General features: G+C 47.3%; 4 protein-coding genes and 4 pseudogenes. 5 read left to right on the forward strand and 3 right to left on the reverse strand.

What is annotated here, in order from left to right:
- From BFF42_RS15040 to BFF42_RS15060, 5 genes and pseudogenes are all read left to right on the forward strand, one after another.
- Positions 1-292 (forward strand): annotated as a pseudogene (locus BFF42_RS15040) (IS1-like element IS1X2 family transposase); the annotation flags it as partial.
- A 17-nt stretch (positions 293-309) separates the two neighbouring features.
- Positions 310-762 (forward strand): annotated as a pseudogene (gene leuE, locus BFF42_RS15045) (leucine efflux protein LeuE); the annotation flags it as partial.
- Between the two features lie 172 nt (positions 763-934).
- Positions 935-1295 (forward strand): annotated as a pseudogene (gene yeaR, locus BFF42_RS15050) (DUF1971 domain-containing protein YeaR).
- Positions 1296-1298: 3 nt separating this feature from the next.
- On the forward strand, positions 1299-1481 hold the full coding sequence (locus BFF42_RS15055) for a DUF1869 domain-containing protein (RefSeq protein WP_000513737.1): 183 nt from the start codon (positions 1299-1301) through the stop codon (positions 1479-1481).
- 147 nt (positions 1482-1628) lie between these two features.
- Positions 1629-1877, forward strand: coding sequence for a GlsB/YeaQ/YmgE family stress response membrane protein (locus tag BFF42_RS15060; protein ID WP_000512153.1), 249 nt, complete (start codon positions 1629-1631; stop codon positions 1875-1877).
- 58 nt (positions 1878-1935) lie between these two features.
- Here the strand turns inward: BFF42_RS15060 and yoaJ are convergent, their stop codons facing one another.
- The 3 genes and pseudogenes from yoaJ to BFF42_RS15075 form a co-directional block, all read right to left on the reverse strand.
- Entirely contained in the window at positions 1936-2010 is a 75-nt protein-coding gene (gene yoaJ, locus BFF42_RS15065; RefSeq protein ID WP_001386836.1) for a protein YoaJ, read from the reverse strand.
- 2 nt (positions 2011-2012) lie between these two features.
- Positions 2013-2114: a YoaK family small membrane protein gene (locus BFF42_RS15070; protein WP_032324829.1), complete on the reverse strand. Its 102-nt coding sequence runs from the start codon at positions 2112-2114 to the stop codon at positions 2013-2015.
- 9 nt (positions 2115-2123) lie between these two features.
- A pseudogene (locus BFF42_RS15075) lies at positions 2124-2473 on the reverse strand (IS1-like element IS1X2 family transposase); the annotation flags it as partial.

The raw sequence follows: 2473 nt of genomic DNA on the forward strand, positions 1-2473 counted from the left end.
GGCGCACGTCTTCGGTGAACGCACTCTGGCCACACTGGAGCGTCTTCTGAGCCTGCTGTCGGCCTTTGAGGTCGTGGTATGGATGACGGATGGCTGGCCGCTGTATGAATCACGCCTGAAGGGAAAGCTGCACGTTATCAGCAAGCGTTACACTCAGCGCATTGAGCGACATAATCTGAATCTGAGACAACATCTGGCAAGGCTGGGACGGAAGTCACTGTCGTTCTCAAAATCGGTGGAGCTGCATGACAAGGTCATCGGGCATTATCTGAACATAAAACACTATCAGTAAGTTGGAGTCATTACCGGGCTGGAGTGGCGACATTAATTAAGACCACCCCGATATTATTCAACATTGTACGTTATCTTGGTGCGTTTTATTTGCTATATCTGGAGAGTAAAATTCTCTACGCGACCCTGAAGGGTAAAAATAACGAGGCCAAATCCGATGAGCCCCAATACGGGGCCATTTTTAAACGCGCGTTAATTTTGAGCCTGACTAATCCGAAAGCCATTTTGTTCTATGTGTCGTTTTTCGTACAGTTTATCGATGTTAATGCCCCACATACGGGAATTTCATTCTTTATTCTGGCGACGACGCTGGAACTGGTGAGTTTCTGCTATTTGAGCTTCCTGATTATTTCTGGTGCTTTTGTCACGCAGTACATACGTACCAAAAAGAAACTGGCTAAAGTTGGCAACTCACTGATTGGTTTGATGTTCGTGGGTTTCGCCGCCCGACTGGCGACGCTGCAATCCTGATACATTCAGCCCGCGTTGTCGCGGGCTTCCCACTTGTAATCCTCCCTGATTTTTCTCTGATATGGTGCTAAAAAGTAACCAATAAATGGTATTTAAAATGCAAATTATCAGGCGTACCCTGAAACGGCTGGAATAAACCGTTTTCAGCGCATTCACCGAAGGAGGGAAAAGGATGCTGCAAATCCCACAGAATTATATTCATACGCGCTCAACGCCTTTCTGGAATAAACAAACTGCGCCTGCCGGAATAATTCGAACGTCATCTTGATAAAGGAACGCGCCAGGGGGGTTACCCACGCCTTTCCGTTATGCATGGGGCGGTCAAATATCTCGGCTACGCTGATGAACACAGTGCAGAGCCTGATCAGGTGATCCTTATCGAAGCGGGGCAGTTTGCGGTGTTCCCTCCAGAAAAGTGGCACAACATTGAAGCCATGACTGACGATACTTATTTCAACATTGACTTCTTCGTGGCTCCTGAAGTCCTGATGGAAGGTGCGCAACAACGGAAAGTCATTCATAACGGGAAATGAATCATGGGCAAAGCAACGTATACCGTGACCGTCACCAATAACAGTAATGGCGTTTCTGTCGATTATGAAACAGAGACGCCGATGACTTTGCTGGTGCCAGAAGTGGCGGCTGAAGTGATAAAAGATCTGGTGAATACCGTGCGTTCTTATGACACGGAAAACGAACATGATGTTTGTGGTTGGTAATTATCACTGATCGTTGATGGCGCAATTTCTGCGCCATCGCAAAAAAATCCTCCGTGATGCTCGTCACAAATCTTGCCCTCCCGATGTTGTGCTATGCTTTTTATCAGCGACTAACCCGCTAATGCAAAACAGATAAGTGAGGAAACAATGGGCATTCTGTCATGGATTATTTTTGGGCTTATTGCCGGTATTCTGGCGAAGTGGATCATGCCAGGTAAAGATGGTGGTGGATTCTTTATGACTATCCTGCTGGGGATAGTCGGTGCCGTAGTCGGCGGATGGATCAGCACGCTGTTTGGCTTTGGTAAAGTCGATGGCTTCAATTTTGGCAGCTTCGTGGTTGCCGTTATTGGTGCGATTGTCGTGCTATTTATCTACAGGAAGATTAAAAGTTAACGCTTAAATTGCACAAAGGCTGCACACAGGCAGCCTTTACTATTTTTTAGAGGTGACGTTACCACCATCCCAGCTCAGTGCCGAGTACGACAATAATCGCCACACCCATCATAATAATCGTTGTTTTTTTCATCTTTATGCCCCCGGGGCAGCATAGCCGCCAATAAAAAACCATGCTAAAAATACGACCGCTGTAATAAAGATTACAACCGGAAAAATAATACCGATTCGGGTAATGACTCCAACTTACTGATAGTGTTTTATGTTCAGATAATGCCCGATGACCTTGTCATGCAGCTCCACCGATTTTGAGAACGACAGTGACTTCCGTCCCAGCCTTGCCAGATGTTGTCTCAGATTCAGATTATGTCGCTCAATGCGCTGAGTGTAACGCTTGCTGATAACGTGCAGCTTTCCCTTCAGGCGTGATTCATACAGCGGCCAGCCATCCGTCATCCATACCACGACCTCAAAGGCCGACAGCAGGCTCAGAAGACGCTCCAGTGTGGCCAGAGTGCGTTCACCGAAGACGTGCGCCACAACCGTCCTCCGTATCCTGTCATACGCGTAAAACAGCCAGCGCTGACGTGATTTAG

Source organism: Shigella sp. FC1661 (assembly GCF_001712525.1).
GTDB lineage: Bacteria > Pseudomonadota > Gammaproteobacteria > Enterobacterales > Enterobacteriaceae > Escherichia > Escherichia coli.